At 59.1% G+C, this 13707-nt stretch carries 13 protein-coding genes; 4 read left to right on the forward strand and 9 right to left on the reverse strand.

Going from position 1 to position 13707, the window contains the following annotated elements:
* Window positions 1-106 precede the first annotated feature (106 nt).
* Window positions 107-451: a hypothetical protein gene (locus POR16_RS03260; protein ID WP_005888749.1), complete on the forward strand. Its 345-nt coding sequence runs from the start codon at window positions 107-109 to the stop codon at window positions 449-451.
* Window positions 452-554: 103 nt separating this feature from the next.
* Window positions 555-1325: a YdcF family protein gene (locus POR16_RS03265; RefSeq protein ID WP_005888751.1), complete on the forward strand. Its 771-nt coding sequence runs from the start codon at window positions 555-557 to the stop codon at window positions 1323-1325.
* 52 nt (window positions 1326-1377) lie between these two features.
* On the opposite strand, the gene lnt is transcribed toward POR16_RS03265, so the two are convergent.
* The 5 genes from lnt to miaB form a co-directional block, all read right to left on the reverse strand.
* Window positions 1378-2898 (reverse strand): apolipoprotein N-acyltransferase, encoded by a 1521-nt coding sequence (gene lnt / locus POR16_RS03270; RefSeq protein ID WP_024670314.1) that lies wholly within the window; start codon window positions 2896-2898, stop codon window positions 1378-1380.
* Between the two features lie 41 nt (window positions 2899-2939).
* Window positions 2940-3782, reverse strand: coding sequence for an HlyC/CorC family transporter (locus POR16_RS03275; RefSeq protein WP_005888757.1), 843 nt, complete (start codon window positions 3780-3782; stop codon window positions 2940-2942).
* Between the two features lie 5 nt (window positions 3783-3787).
* On the reverse strand, window positions 3788-4288 hold the full coding sequence (gene ybeY / locus POR16_RS03280) for an rRNA maturation RNase YbeY (RefSeq protein WP_005888758.1): 501 nt from the start codon (window positions 4286-4288) through the stop codon (window positions 3788-3790).
* Window positions 4281-5303, reverse strand: a complete 1023-nt coding sequence (locus POR16_RS03285; protein ID WP_005888759.1) for a PhoH family protein — start codon at window positions 5301-5303, stop codon at window positions 4281-4283. The genes ybeY and POR16_RS03285 overlap by 8 nt, the downstream gene beginning before the upstream one ends.
* Before the next feature lie 177 nt (window positions 5304-5480).
* Window positions 5481-6809 carry a tRNA (N6-isopentenyl adenosine(37)-C2)-methylthiotransferase MiaB gene (gene miaB / locus POR16_RS03290; protein ID WP_005888760.1) on the reverse strand — a complete coding sequence of 443 codons (1329 nt, stop codon included), beginning with the start codon at window positions 6807-6809 and terminating at the stop codon, window positions 5481-5483.
* A gap of 130 nt (window positions 6810-6939) precedes the next feature.
* Between miaB and POR16_RS03295 the strand changes: the two genes are divergently transcribed.
* Window positions 6940-7266, forward strand: a complete 327-nt coding sequence (locus POR16_RS03295; protein ID WP_005888761.1) for a DUF1820 family protein — start codon at window positions 6940-6942, stop codon at window positions 7264-7266.
* 41 nt (window positions 7267-7307) lie between these two features.
* On the opposite strand, the gene POR16_RS03300 is transcribed toward POR16_RS03295, so the two are convergent.
* The 4 genes from POR16_RS03300 to POR16_RS03315 form a co-directional block, all read right to left on the reverse strand.
* A complete protein-coding gene (locus tag POR16_RS03300; protein ID WP_005888762.1) occupies window positions 7308-7856 on the reverse strand; it encodes a tetratricopeptide repeat protein in 549 nt (182 codons plus the stop codon).
* A gap of 295 nt (window positions 7857-8151) precedes the next feature.
* On the reverse strand, window positions 8152-9435 hold the full coding sequence (gene hemL / locus POR16_RS03305; RefSeq protein ID WP_005888763.1) for a glutamate-1-semialdehyde 2,1-aminomutase: 1284 nt from the start codon (window positions 9433-9435) through the stop codon (window positions 8152-8154).
* A 420-nt stretch (window positions 9436-9855) separates the two neighbouring features.
* Window positions 9856-10473: a thiamine phosphate synthase gene (thiE, locus tag POR16_RS03310; RefSeq protein WP_005892444.1), complete on the reverse strand. Its 618-nt coding sequence runs from the start codon at window positions 10471-10473 to the stop codon at window positions 9856-9858.
* A 23-nt stretch (window positions 10474-10496) separates the two neighbouring features.
* A complete protein-coding gene (locus tag POR16_RS03315; RefSeq protein WP_024670313.1) occupies window positions 10497-11294 on the reverse strand; it encodes a hydroxymethylpyrimidine/phosphomethylpyrimidine kinase in 798 nt (265 codons plus the stop codon).
* A 373-nt stretch (window positions 11295-11667) separates the two neighbouring features.
* Here POR16_RS03315 and POR16_RS03320 point away from each other — a divergent pair, with 373 nt between their 5' ends.
* Window positions 11668-13662 carry a sensor histidine kinase gene (locus POR16_RS03320; RefSeq protein WP_005888765.1) on the forward strand — a complete coding sequence of 665 codons (1995 nt, stop codon included), beginning with the start codon at window positions 11668-11670 and terminating at the stop codon, window positions 13660-13662.
* Window positions 13663-13707 lie beyond the last annotated feature (45 nt).

Below are 13707 nucleotides of genomic sequence, written 5' to 3' on the forward strand. Positions count from 1 at the left end.
CCGTCTGACTGCTCTATCTGGCCGTTGGTCGCAGTCCCCGGCCTGTTTTCGAAGCAGCGCTAAGCTCAACGTCGAGGGTGATGATTATCTTCGAGGAGGTGAGCGGATGACTGAGTTGCAGCACGCGGTAAGTACATCTGAGCTTTACGAACGTTTGATCGATCGTCTCGGGCTTGCCCTTGAAACGGCACGTACATCGTTGCGGCTCCGAAACGAGTTGCCCGCCGAGCTTGAACTCCAGGGCTTGAGTTGTGCCGAGTTCGAGTGGATAAAGGCTTATCTCGAGAAGGACGTGATGGCGACCAGTGCAACTGCCAGCATCAAGGGCAGCTACGCGACATCGTCAGAGCATAGCCGGTTGATCAATGCGCCCAAAGCAACGGCCACTATCATCTGGCTGAAAGACAAGCGGCGGGCAAAGGCGACGGTGCGGCTGGGCCGTCACAGCTAAGCTTTACATTTCTGTCTATCACGCGGGCTGAGGGCCTGCTCCTTCCGGCATTGTTGCCATGCTTCAAACATTCTAGGCTGCGGACATCTCTGGAGATGTCCTGATGCCTTTGCGCTATTTGCTCAAAACCCTCTTGCTGCCGCCCGGCATTCTTTTTCTATTGCTGATCGCCGCTTGGTGGCTGCGCCGATCCCGCCCGCGTCTGGCCGCTGCCTGCTTTATCGTCGGGCTGGGTGGGCTGTGGCTGATGAGTCTACCGGTGGTGGTGGAGTTTTCCGCTCGCCAGCTTGAGCGAACAACCCCGTTACCCCGACAGCAATGGCCGATATTGGCGCAGCAGGCCGACGCTATCGTGGTGCTGGGCAATGGGCGTGAACGCAACTCTCCGACCTGGGGGGCTGACACGCCCACCGGTCTGGGGCTGGAGCGGCTGCGTCTGGCGGCTCGCCTGGCGAAAGAATCCGGGCTGCCGATCATGACCGCGGGCGGCCTGCATTTTGATCAACCGCCCAGCGAGGCGTCCATCATGGCGCAATCGCTGCAGGAGGACTTCGGCGTGACGGTGCGCTGGCAGGAAGGGCAGAGCCGCACGACATGGGAAAACGCCACGATGGCCGCCAGGGTTCTGCAGCCGTTGGGTATCAGGCGTGTGGTGCTGGTTACTCAGGCCTGGCATATGCCTCGCGCTCGCTGGAGCTTCGAGCAGGCCGGTTTTACTGTGGTGAGTGCGCCGGTCGGCTTTCTTGGTGTGGACAATGCCCGGCCTTTTGGCGGCTGGCTACCCGAGAGCCGGGTGTTTACTCAAAGTGGGGTGTTGCTCAACGAAGCGGCTGGCCTGCTGGTGTACCCGTGGATCTATGAAAACAAGCACTGACCTGAAGCCGATTCCACCTGAAGACAGGCGAAACCGGCGTCATGTCTTTCACTCAGACCGTCTTGGAGATCCGTGCCGCCATCAACGCCCAGCCAAACAGCAACAGGCAGACGATTGCCAATGGCCATGAACGCCATTGCAGGTAAGGCGTGAGCTGGTGCATGGGCACCACTTCTCCATACAGCACGCCGCGCTCGAATTGCGGAATCTGTACCGTGATTTTGCCAAACGGATCGATCAGCGCAGTCACGCCGTTATTGGTGGCACGAATCATCCAGCGACCGGCTTCGAGGGCGCGCATCTGGGCCATCTGCAAGTGCTGCAGCGGGCCTATAGAGGTGCCGAACCAGGTGTCATTGCTGACTGTCAGCAACAGGTCGCTTTGCGCCGACAGGCCTGCGGCGAACTCGGGGTAAACCACTTCGTAGCAGATGAACGGCGCAATCTGATAACCCTTGGCCTGCAACAGCGCCTGATCGTTAGGGCCTCGAGCGAAGTCCGACATCGGCAGGTCGAAGAAAGAGATCAGCCCGCGAAGCAGGTCTTGCAGCGGCACGTATTCACCGAACGGGACAAGCTTTTGCTTGTAATAAGTGCCATCGCCCTGGCCCGTTACAGTGATGCCGTTGTAGTAGCGATACTCGCCACGCCCTGTCGGTTCGCGCACTGGCACGCCGGTGATCAGCGCCGCGCCACGGTCCGAAGCGAACTTGCCCATCATTGCCAGGTAGCCCTCAGCGCTTTCCTTGAGAACCGGTATGGCGGTTTCGGGCCAGACGATCAGGTCTGCCTGTTGCGAGCGGAATGTCATGTCCCGATACAGCGCCAACTGGTCGTTGAGCTTTTGCGGGTCCCATTTCATGCTCTGTTCGATATTGCCTTGCAGCGCCGCGACCTTCAGCGGTGGGCCGGAAGGGGAAGTCCACGCATGATTCTTCAGGGCCAGCCCTGTGACCCACGGGGCCAGCAACAGCAGCACGCCCATGGCCAGAAACGATTTGCGTACCCGTAAGCGGTGCAGGTTGCACAGCAATGCCGCAGTCAGGCCGAGTGCAAACGAAATCAGCCAGACGCCGCCCAGCGGCGCGAGCCCGGCGAGCGGTGCGTCAAGCTGGCTGTAACCGGAATAAAGCCAAGGGAAACCGGTAAGAAACCAGCCGCGAAACGCTTCCTGCCACAGCCATAGCGCTGCAAAGGCCAGTGAATCAGCCAGAGGCGCTTCATTGCGCCGCAGCCAGCGCGCCCAGACCCAGGCGGGCAGGGCGAAGAAAAAGGCAATGGCGGCGATGAACAGCAGCATCAGCAAGCCTGCCAGCAGCACCGAAGCCCCGCCGTAGGTGTGGATGCTCACGTAGATCCAGCTGGTGCCAGCGCCATACAGACCGAAGCCATAACACCAGCCGCGCACCAGGGCCTGGCGCGGATTCAGCTCGCGCAACCCCAGATAGAACATCGCCACCGCCACCAGCACCAAGGGCCAGATGTCGAACGGCGCCAGGGCCAGTGTCGTGAGTCCGCCGGCCGCGAGGGCCAGCAGATTACCGGGCCAGCCGGGGCGGGTTATCCAGCGCATGTAGATTCCTTAAAACGGCATCAAGTTGTTGCAGACGGTGATCACGGGCGTGAGATCGGGCTTACACGCAGCAAATGAATGCGACGGCTGTCGGCGCTCAAAATGCGGAAACGATAGGCGCCTATCTCGGTGATTTCGGCGCGCTTGGGCAGATGGCCGAACGCATTCATCACCAAACCACCCACGGTGTCGAACTCGTCATCCGAAAAGCTGCTGTCGAAGAACTCGTTGAAATTCTCGACCGGCGTCAGCGCCTTGACCAGGAAGTCACCGCTTGGCAGGGGCTTGATGTAGCTGTCTTCCTCGACATCGTGCTCATCTTCGATGTCGCCGACGATCTGTTCCAGCACGTCTTCGATGGTCACCAGGCCTGCCACGCCGCCATATTCGTCGATGACGATGGCCATGTGGTTGTGGTTGGCACGGAACTCGCGCAGCAGCACGTTAAGACGCTTGGATTCGGGCACGAAGGTAGCCGGACGCAGCAGCTTTTTGACGTCGTCGCTGTCACCGTCAGCCTTGAGGATAAGTGGCAGCAGGTCCTTGGCCAGCAGCACACCGAGCACGTCGTCGTGGCTTTCGCCGATCACCGGATAGCGCGAATGCGCCGCATCGATGACCGCAGGCAAGAATTCGCGGGGTGTCTGGGTCGCCTTGATGCTGATCATCTGCGAGCGCGGCACCATGATGTCGCGCACTTGCAGGTCAGCCACCTGAATGGCGCCCTCGACGATGGCCAGCGCTTCGCTGTCCAACAGTTTGTTCTGATGGGCTTCGCGCAGCAGCTCAAGCAGCTCCTGGCGGTTTTTCGGCTCATGGACAAAGGCCTGGGTCAGTTTACCCAACCATGACTTTTGCCCGTTGCTCGATCGATCTTCGCTCATAGCCCTTACTCGTGGTCCTTGCTGGGTGTGTCTGAATGGGGGAGGTCGGCACTTTCGTCGTCGGCATAAGGGTCGGGGTAGCCCAACTCCTCAAGCAACGTTCGTTCCAGTGCTTCCATTTCTTCTGCTTCTTCATCATCGAGGTGGTCGTAACCCAACAGATGAAGGCAGCCATGAATGACCATGTGCGCCCAGTGCGCGTCGATGGACTTGCCCTGTTCGGCTGCTTCGCGGTTGACCACCGGTACGCAGATGACCAGATCGCCCAGCAACGGGATGTCCAGCATGTCATCTGGAACGTCCGCCGGGAAAGACAGCACATTGGTGGCGTAATCCTTGTGCCGCCAAGTGTGATTGAGCTCGCGGCCTTCGGTTTCGTCAACCAGCCGGACAGTCAGCTCGGAATCGGCACTGCGCTGGCGCAGGCCCATTTCACACCAGAGGCGGAACTGGGCTTCGCTGGGTGCGCTTGTTTCGCTTGCGACCTGCAGATCCAGCTCAAGCATCGCGGTTCTTGTCCCGTGAGTAGCTGTTGTTGCCCGACGGGCCATCGCTGAGCCGGTCATCGAAGCGCTCGTAGGCTTCCACGATGCGCTGCACCAGCGGGTGGCGAACCACATCCTTGGGTTTGAAATGCGTGAAGCTGATGCCCGGCACATCCTTGAGCACATCGATGACGTGCGTCAGACCCGACCGGGTGCCCTTGGGCAGGTCGACCTGGGTGATGTCACCGGTGATCACGGCTGTGGAGCCAAAGCCAATACGGGTCAGGAACATCTTCATCTGCTCGACGGTGGTGTTCTGACTTTCGTCGAGAATGATGAAGCTGTTATTAAGGGTGCGTCCGCGCATGTAAGCCAGCGGTGCGACCTCGATGACCTGTTTCTCGATCAGTTTGGCGACGTACTCGAAGCCGAGCATCTCGTACAGTGCGTCATACAACGGGCGCAGGTACGGGTCGATCTTCTGCGCCAGATCGCCGGGCAGGAAGCCAAGCTTCTCGCCAGCCTCTACAGCCGGGCGCACCAGCAGGATGCGGCGGATCTGCTCGCGCTCCAGCGCATCGACTGCGCAAGCCACCGCCAGGTACGTCTTGCCAGTACCCGCAGGGCCGATACCGAAGTTGATATCGTTGCTGAGCACTTCCTTGACGTAACGCTGCTGATTCAGGCCGCGCGGGCGAATCATGCCCTTTTTGGTGCGCAGCGAGACGCCGACTTCGGCGGCAGGGTGGTTGTCCAGGCCGTCAACGCCGGATTCCTGAAGAAACAGGTGCACCATGTCCGGCGTCAGCTCGGTACCTTTGGTTTCCCGGTACAGGCGGCGCAGAAGGTTCTCGGCGGATTGGGTTTGTGAGGTCTCGCCAATGAGTTCGAACTGATTGCCGCGGTTGCGGATCTCGATGTCCAGGCGTTGTTCGATCAGGCGCAAGTGCTCGTCGAGTTGCCCGCACAAGTTGGCGAAACGATGGGCCTCGAAAGGCTCGAGGGTGAAGCGATGAGGTTCTATGGGTGCGTTCAAGGTCGTTTAATGGCCGTCCGGCGGCAATTTGAATGTATTGAAGAATACCCTCTGGCGGTGGTTGTGCGAAAGCTTTGCCTCGTTAAAGGCCGCGCCAGGAGTTCACCGTGCTCAAGGGTAGGGACCGCACAGAAACGAATTCATTCGGCGATTCGTTTCTGCGGCGGGATGCAAGCCTTACTGTAGCAGTGAGCCACGCAAGGAATGAGGCTGTGCATCATCGATGTGTACATCGGCAAACTGCCCGATCAGCTGGGGATTATCGCAGCGGAAGTTGACGATCCGGTTGTTCTCGGTGCGGCCTTGCAGTTCGCCCGGGTCTTTCTTCGAATAGTCGGTCACCAAAATGCGTTGCGTGCTGCCTACCATCTGTCGGCTTATCTCGAAACCCTGCTGGTTGAGGCGATGTTGCAGGGCTGCCAGGCGCTCTTTCTTGAGGGCTTCCGGCGTGTCGTCCTTCAGGTCGGCGGCTGGCGTGCCGGGGCGCGGGCTGTAGATGAACGAGAACGAGAAGTCGAAACCCACGTCCTCGATCAGCTTCATGGTGTTCTCGAAATCTTTTTCGGTCTCGCCCGGGAAGCCGACGATGAAGTCCGAACTGATGCTGATTCCCGGCACCGCAGCCCTGAGTTTGCGCAGCCTGGATTTATATTCCAGCGTGGTGTGGTTGCGCTTCATGGCCGCCAGAATGCGATCGGAGCCTGACTGCACCGGCAGGTGCAGGTGCTTGACCAGCTGCGGCACGTCGGCATGAGCCTGGATCAGGCTGTCGGAGAACTCCAGCGGGTGCGAGGTAGTGTAGCGGATGCGATCGATGCCATCGACGGCGGCAACGGCCCGGATCAGGTCAGCCAGATCTGCGACGCGCCCGTCATGGGTGTTGCCGCGATAGCCGTTGACGTTCTGGCCCAGCAGGGTGACTTCGCGCACGCCGTAGTCGGCCAGGTGAGTGACCTCGCTCAGCACGTCATCGAACGGTCGGCTGACTTCTTCGCCACGGGTGTAGGGCACTACGCAGAAGGTGCAGTACTTGCTGCAGCCTTCCATGACCGACACATAAGCGCTCGGGCCATCGACACGAGGCTCTGGCAGATGGTCGAATTTTTCGATTTCCGGGAACGAGACATCGACCTGCGGCAATCGGGTAATGCGGGCCGCGTCGATCATTTCCGGCAAGCGATGCAGGGTTTGCGGGCCGAACACCACGTCCACATAGGGCGCGCGGTCGCGAATGGCGGCGCCTTCCTGGCTGGCAACGCAACCGCCGACGGCAATTACCATCTCGGGGTTGGCCAGCTTCAGCTCGCGCCAGCGGCCGAGCTGTGAATACACACGATCCTGGGCGCGTTCGCGAATCGAGCAGGTATTGAGCAGAATCACGTCGGCGTCTTCCGCGCGAGCGGTGACTTCCAGAGCCTGATGTTCGCCCAGCAGATCGACCATGCGCGAGCTGTCGTACTCGTTCATCTGGCAACCGTGGGTTTCGATGTAAAGCTTCTTGGCCATGCGTGATCATCAACCGATTCAGTGAACCGCGCATTATAAGGATGAAGGGCTCGGGTTCCTAGCGTTGGCTGTCCGATGGACATGCTATAGTCCGCGCCCCTTTTTCATCTCTGATCGTTACCCGCCCGTTATGACCAAACGCGAAGCTCCAATCTACAAGGTGATTTTTCTCAACCAGGGACAGGTGTTTGAAATGTATGCCAAGCAGATCTATCAAAGTGATCTGTGGGGCTTTCTGGAAGTGGAAGAATTCGTCTTCGGCGAACGTACGACTGTCGTGGTCGACCCGAGCGAAGAAAAACTCAAGGCCCAGTTTGAGGGCGTTGTGCGCAGTTTTGTGCCGATGCATTCGATCGTGCGTATCGATGAAGTCGAGCGCATAGGCACGCCAAAGATCAGCGAAGCACGCGGCACCAGCAACGTGATGCCGTTCCCCGTGCCGATGCCGGAAAAATAGCAACACAGGTTATGAACAGCGATTGCCCTGAGCGAATCAGGTCAGGGCAATGGGGAGAACGGGCTGCGACCTTCGGCGGTCTGCAGTTCGAGCAGGTATTTGCGGAATATCTGGCCCAGCACTTGAGTCGCCACTTCCAGCTCGTCACGCTGCATTTTTGCCGATACTTCGTCTGCGGCATCCAGCGCTTCTTCAGAACCGTTGACGGCGGCCATTTTCAGCACGATATACGCCTGAATGTTATTGGCCTGCACACCTTCGCCACGGCTGAACATCAAGCCCAGTTGATACTGTGCCTGGGCATGGCCCTGCAGCGAAGCCTGCTCGAAGTAACTCAGCGCCTGCGGCAAATCGCGAGGTGCATTCTTGCCCTCGTAATAGAACTCACCCAACTCGTATTGTGCCTGCGCATCTCCACCCTGAGCGGCCTGCTGACAGGCTGCGAGTGCTGCGGGCAGGTTTTCTGGCTGTGTATTCAGGGTGCAACGACCCATCGCCGGAATTAACAACGAGTTGCCGCCGGCATTGGCCAGCAGAGGATAGACAAGCAACAGGCAGCCCAATACAAGGGTGCGGCCGGTGCGGTTCATGGGAGTCGACTTACCTCTGAAAAAGGTGCGGGCATGCCCGACCAGCTAAACGGGCTGGCTGCGCATTATGAAATAAGCTGAGCCAACCTTACAAAGTCTTTACGGATTTTCTGCTGCACGGCTGGAAAAAACTCGTCTTGAGTGAGGCATTGCCCTGAACAAGACTTCCTGTGCCGTGTATTTGCAGTTTGCGCACTGCATTGTAGAAGCAAAATACACACTTAACGTTCCGTTTCATTCACAAGCTTCACGTGCGCCGGTTCAATGACACCTTGCGCACGCGAGCCTGGCGAACTTATTTCAACGCAGCAAAAGCCTTTTCAGCAGCATCCAGTGTCAGCTTCAGCTCTGCATCGCCGTGGGCAATCGAGGTGAAACCGGCTTCGAAAGCACTTGGCGCCAGGTAGACACCGCCGTCGAGCATCATGTGGAAGAAGCGCTTGAAGCGGTCGGCATCACTGGTCATCACGTCTTCGAACGTTACGATTTCGCTGGCCTCGCTGAAGTACAGGCCGAACATGCCGCCTGCCTGTGTGGTGACGAACGGGATGCCCGCTGCATCTGCGCGCTGCTGCAAGCCCTCCAGCAGGCGGCGGGTGTAATCGCTCAGTTCATCATGAAAGCCCGGACGGCTGATCAGGCGCAAGGTGGTCAAGCCGGCGGCCATCGCCAACGGGTTGCCCGACAGTGTGCCTGCTTGGTAAACCGGGCCCAGCGGTGCGATGTGCGACATGATTTCTCGTTTGCCACCGAAGCAACCGACCGGCATGCCACCACCGATGATCTTGCCGAAGGTGCTCAGGTCGGGCGTCACGCCGTAGTAAGCCTGCGCGCCGCCGAGGGCGACACGGAAACCGGTCATCACTTCGTCGAAAATCAACACCACGCCATGCTCGTCGCACAGGGCGCGCAGCCCTTGCAGATAGCCCGGCGCAGGCGGCACGCAGTTCATGTTGCCAGCCACCGGTTCGACGATGATGCAGGCCACTTCCTGACCGACCTCTGCCAGCAGCTCACGCACAGCGTCCAGGTCATTGAACGGTACGGTCAGCGTGTGTTTCGCGAAAGCGGCGGGTACACCGGGGGAGCTCGGCACGCCCAGCGTCAGTGCGCCCGAACCGGCCTTGACCAGCAGACTGTCGGAATGACCGTGGTAGCAGCCTTCGAACTTGATGATGCTGTCGCGACCAGTGAAGCCTCGGGCCAGACGAATCGCACTCATGGTGGCTTCAGTGCCCGAGCTGACCATGCGGACCATTTCCATCGAAGGCACCAGTTCGCAAACCAGATCGGCCATTTCGGTTTCCATAGCCGTCGGCGCGCCGTAGGACAGCCCGTGTTCCAGCTGGTTACGGACGGCGTCGAGCACTTCCGGGTGGCTGTGGCCAAGAATCATCGGGCCCCAGGAGCCTACGTAGTCGACATAGCGTTTGTCGTCTTCGTCAGTCACGTAAGCGCCGGCAGCGTGCTTGAAGAACAGTGGCGTGCCGCCCACGCTCTTGAAAGCGCGAACCGGCGAATTGACGCCACCGGGGATGTGTTTTTGGGCGTTGGCGAACAGTGTTTCGGAACGGGACATGATCTGGTCTCTGCTTTGAAACGGGGAATTCGTGTCTACGCTGGGGTCAGCCGAGGCGGGCAGCTTTATACCGGGCTGCTTTATTGGGTGGCGTGAGCCAGAGAAGGCGCAGGAGCGCGCACTATATCAAATGCCGGGCAGCGCATGCTTGCCCCGGTCGCTCCCACAAGAGCGAGCCGGGCAGTTATCAAGAGCGTGGGAATACAGTTCGTGACGCTTGGCGAGGCCTTGTGCGCGGTTAGGCGTACTGTGTCACCAGCCCGAATATTCGTGACGCAGAGCGTCACGAACTGCATGCCAACGCGGAGCATTGGCACGATGGTCAAGCGGCTAAAGTCCATCGTCTGGACCATCGTGGCTTGATCGACGCCATAGAATCTCCCGCAGCTTCGGCCAGTGTCCCAAGCGGGCTTGCAATGCTTACAACAGTGCCGTGAATGCCTTGGCCCGCCTGGTGACTTCCCGGGAAGTCTCGGCGCCGAACAGGCCGTGCACGACGGCCAGCAGGTCTGCACCGTGCTCGACCAGTTGCGGGGCGTTTTCCAGGGTGATGCCACCGATTACCGCTATCGGCAGATGGACCTTGGTGCGCACCTGAGCGATCAGGTCCAGCGGCACTGCCGGGGCGCCCGGTTTGGTCTGCGAGTTGAAGAATCGGCCAAAGGCAACGTACGTCGCGCCGTCTGCCTTGGCTCTTTCAGCCAGATCAAGGCTGCCGTGACAGGTCGCGCCGACAATTGCCTTGTGCCCCAACAAGGCGCGTGCATCCGGCAACGAGCCGTCAGTCTGCCCCAGATGTACCCCAACCCCCAAGCGCGCCGCGAGTTCGGCGTCGTCGTTGATGATCAGGCGGGTCTTGTAGCGTTCACACAGCTTCAACAGTTCGGTGGCTTCGCGCAGCCGGCGAGATTCGTCGTGGGTCTTGTCACGGTATTGCAGCAGGGTAACGCCGCCTTCCAGTGCTGCCTCGACATAAGACAGGAACCTGCCAGTCAGCAACTGGCTGTCGGTGATGGCATACAGGCCACGTAGTTTCATGCATCGAGCCTCATGGCAGTGCGTTACGAACAGAAATCCAGCGGTAAGCGACGAGGCACAAACTGCCCTCGGCCCAGCTGCTCGGCGTCCCGCAGTGTGCGCCATGTGTAGTCCAGTGCCGACTTAACGGCGCTGACCCGCTCTTCGCCCTGTGCGAGACGCCCGGCCAACGCGCTGGCCAGCGTGCAGCCCGAACCGTGATAGCTGCCGGGCAGGCGTTCGCAGACAAAGGTGTGGGTCTGCCCACCGCGTATGTAAAGACGATTGTGAATTTGCTGCTCGTCGCCATGGCCGCCAGTGATCAGCAGGTATTCACAGAAAGGCAGTAGTTTTTCTGCGCACTCGTCTGCTGTACCGTCTGCAAGCTCGGCGAGGATGCGTGCCTCCGGAAGGTTTGGCGTGGCAATTGCACACAATGGCAGTAGCCGCTCACGCATGGCGTAGCCCACCTCGTCCTTGCCCAACCGTCCGCCACCGCCCGCTCTCAGGACCGGGTCGCAGACCATTGGCAAATGCGGGTTGGCTTGCAGCAGTTCGACAACGGTGTCGACCATCTCCAGCGAGCCGAGCATGCCCAGCTTGACGGCAGCCACACACGAGTCGTTGAGAATTGCATTGGCCTGTGCCATTACCCATTCGCGATCCAGCACGCGAAAATCGCTGACATCTACCGTGTCTTGCACAGTGAGTGCGGTAATGGCGGGAGCGGCATGACAGCCTTGGGCGAGCAGGGCTTCGATATCGGCCTGTATACCGGCACCGCCACTAGGGTCGTGGCCGGAAAGGCAGAGGACAACGGGACGGGAACTGTAGATATTCATGGTGGGCGAGCTTATCACTAAACCTTATGACGACCGCTCGCGGATACCGTGTTTTTATCAGGCCGGTGAGGCGCGCGGCCAATTGCAAGATCAGACAAATCAGCGTGAAGAAATTTCATGTTTGCGCGCAGATGTCCGATATAGAGCTGTTAAGTCGATTTTCGAGGCGGTACTGTCTTTGCGCTATTAGCGGCTATGCTTCACTGGTATGGCTGATTATCGTCGGTCTGCAGCTTTTCTTATGGCGAATTTCGCCGGTGCATATTCACGTTCAACTGTCTGTTTGAATCATTAGCCTGTTTCAAGGATAGAAATTTGCGGGACGTCGTCATCAATGGATGGATTGAATGCGACGACCTACCTTGGGGCTTCAATGCGCTATCTGTTGATCATTCTGGCTTTTTGGCTGCCGTTGCAGGTGCATGCAGTCGAGTTTGATGAAAACACTCGTTTTCTGCCGCTGGGTCGTGCCCTTCAGGTATTTGAAGACCCGACCGGTGAAGCTACTATCGAAAGCGTCAGCTCTGCAGCGCTGGCGGATGCGTTCAAGCCCTTGCGTGGCGGGACCTTCAATGCCGGTTATTCACGTTCGGCTTTCTGGCTGAAAGTCGAGCTGTCGTATCGGCCTGTCGGCACCGAAACCCATAACGAATGGCTTCTGGAACTGGCCTATCCGCCAATGGACCACATCGACTTCTACGCCCCGGATGCCAACGGAAACCCCAGACTGACCTGGCAGACCGGCGACATGCTGCCTTTCTCCAGCCGCCAGTTCGCCCAAAACAACTACCTCTTTCAACTGGACTTGCCAGCGGGGCAGACGCGTACGGTGTATCTGCGCATTCGCAGCGAAGGCTCCGTTCAGGCGCCGCTCAATCTCTGGTCCTCGCACGCCTATCTCGAATCGCAGCCCTCCAAGATTTACGTTTTCGGCCTGATGTATGGCGTATTGCTGGGGATGCTCGTCTATAACCTGTTCATCTACGTCAGCGTTCGTGAGCGCGACTACCTGTATTACCTGCTGTATGTCGCTTCGTTCGGGCTTTACCAGATGTCGATCAATGGCGTGGCGATCGAGTACTTGTGGCCTGACAGCCCTTGGTGGGCGAACGCGTGCACGCCGTTTCTGATGGCGGTGGCCACTTTGTTTGCCTGTCAGTTCTCGCGCAGCTTTCTGGTCACCGCCCAGCTTGGGCGCTGGCTTGATCGCCTGTTGCTGGCGATCATTGGTGCAGCGGTGCTGGTGATGGGCATGGCCCTGTTTCTTGGCTATGGACCGGCGCTGCGCTCGGCAACCTATCTGGTGATGGCGGGCACGCTCACGATTTATCTGGCTGGCATCGTCGCCGTAATGAAGGGCGAGCGCGTCGGACGCTATTTTGTGCTCGCCTGGTCGGTCTTTCTGGTCAGCGGGCTGATTTTCATGCTCATGCTGCTGGGCTACCTCCCCAATACATTCCTGACTCTCTATGCCTCGCACATCGGCACTGTGCTGGAAATGGCATTCCTGTCCATGGCGCTGGCAGACCGTATCAACCACAACCGGCGTCAACAGGCACAGACATTGCTGGCTGCCGGTCAGGACCTTGAACGCCTCAATCTGCAACTGGCCACCAGCAACCGGTTGAAAGATGAATTTCTCGCCACGCTGACCCACGAGTTGCGCACGCCAATGAACGGCGTGATCGGTTCGCTGGAAGTCATGCAGACCCTCGATATGGACGACGAGGTCGAGATGTATCAGCAGACGGCGGCCAGTTCTGCCCGGGACATGATGTGCATGATCAACGGCATTCTGACGCTTACCGAACTTCAGGCCGGCGTGCTGTATGCCCATTGCGACGCCTTCGCGCCGCTTGATCTGGTCGACAGGTTGCGTGATCGCTTCAGTGGCGTGGCTCAGTCAAAGGGCTTGATGCTGACCCTTGATGTGGACGATAAGCTGCCTCCAGGCATTCGCGGCGATGCCGCCAAGCTCTATCAGTGCATCGAATGCCTGATGGACAACGCGATAAAATTCACTCGCAAGGGCCGGGTGCAGGTTCGCTTCAGCGGTCATCCACGGGACCTTGAGCGCATGGACCTGCGCGTCGAAGTGATGGACAGCGGTATCGGCTTCAGCCAACTGGATGACGCCGTGCTGTATCAGCATTTCTTTCAGGCCGATGGCTCGATGACCCGCGAATATGGCGGGCTGGGTATCGGTCTGGCGATCTGTCGCAAGCTGGCGGAGCTGCAGGGCGGCGAATTGAGCCATCGTTCCGAGCCTGGCAAGGGCAGTTGCTTCACGTTGAACATTCCGGTGCTGATGGTTGTGCCGGGCGCTGTGCGCAGGGCACCGCAGTTGAAAGCGCAGTGGGGCATATGAGCGCGCGGCTGCAATAACATTCCGGTATGGCTGACCGTCGAAACC

This window comes from Pseudomonas coronafaciens pv. oryzae str. 1_6, from assembly GCF_000156995.2.
Lineage (GTDB): Bacteria > Pseudomonadota > Gammaproteobacteria > Pseudomonadales > Pseudomonadaceae > Aquipseudomonas > Aquipseudomonas tremae.

Excerpts from the sequence above, each read along its gene's own strand:
- POR16_RS03260 (WP_005888749.1), top strand. The coding sequence starts at position 107 with ATGACTGAGTTGCAGCACGCGGTAAGTACATCTGAGCTTTACGAACGT.
- POR16_RS03265 (WP_005888751.1), top strand. The coding sequence starts at position 555 with ATGCCTTTGCGCTATTTGCTCAAAACCCTCTTGCTGCCGCCCGGCATT.
- lnt (WP_024670314.1), bottom strand. The coding sequence starts at position 2,898 with ATGCGCTGGATAACCCGCCCCGGCTGGCCCGGTAATCTGCTGGCCCTC.
- POR16_RS03275 (WP_005888757.1), bottom strand. The coding sequence starts at position 3,782 with ATGAGCGAAGATCGATCGAGCAACGGGCAAAAGTCATGGTTGGGTAAA.
- ybeY (WP_005888758.1), bottom strand. The coding sequence starts at position 4,288 with ATGCTTGAGCTGGATCTGCAGGTCGCAAGCGAAACAAGCGCACCCAGC.
- miaB (WP_005888760.1), bottom strand. The coding sequence starts at position 6,809 with ATGGCCAAGAAGCTTTACATCGAAACCCACGGTTGCCAGATGAACGAG.
- POR16_RS03295 (WP_005888761.1), top strand. The coding sequence starts at position 6,940 with ATGACCAAACGCGAAGCTCCAATCTACAAGGTGATTTTTCTCAACCAG.
- POR16_RS03300 (WP_005888762.1), bottom strand. The coding sequence starts at position 7,856 with ATGAACCGCACCGGCCGCACCCTTGTATTGGGCTGCCTGTTGCTTGTC.
- hemL (WP_005888763.1), bottom strand. The coding sequence starts at position 9,435 with ATGTCCCGTTCCGAAACACTGTTCGCCAACGCCCAAAAACACATCCCC.
- thiE (WP_005892444.1), bottom strand. The coding sequence starts at position 10,473 with ATGAAACTACGTGGCCTGTATGCCATCACCGACAGCCAGTTGCTGACT.
- POR16_RS03315 (WP_024670313.1), bottom strand. The coding sequence starts at position 11,294 with ATGAATATCTACAGTTCCCGTCCCGTTGTCCTCTGCCTTTCCGGCCAC.
- POR16_RS03320 (WP_005888765.1), top strand. The coding sequence starts at position 11,668 with ATGCGCTATCTGTTGATCATTCTGGCTTTTTGGCTGCCGTTGCAGGTG.